The following is a 267-nucleotide window of genomic DNA, read 5'->3' as shown; positions in this document are numbered from 1 at the left end:
CCAAATTGCACAAACCCTTGGCGTAGCTGGAGAATTGGCTTTGAAAACGCCGTAGACAGAAACAAAGCAAACAGGAGCGCCCCTGCGATCGCTACTAGGCTAATTGCTATAAGCACAGCTGTAATTCGTTTCCCCCCTTTCGTTAGCTCTCCCCATGGCGTCACCTCGACAAGAAACCAGTCGGCACGCTCTAATGCTGACCATACAGCTAGCCCCTGGTCAAGCTCTCTATTTCCATCTTGGTTAAAAGATTGTTCAGCCACGATT

Annotated in this window: 1 pseudogene; it reads right to left on the bottom strand. The window is 49.4% G+C overall.

Going from position 1 to position 267, the window contains the following annotated elements:
- Positions 1-267: pseudogene (locus tag CHH91_RS20710) on the bottom strand (hypothetical protein); the annotation flags it as partial.

It is taken from the genome of Virgibacillus sp. 7505 (assembly GCF_002272135.1).
Lineage (GTDB): Bacteria > Bacillota > Bacilli > Bacillales > Amphibacillaceae > Terribacillus.
This window is presented reverse-complemented; position numbering and strand designations above follow the sequence as displayed.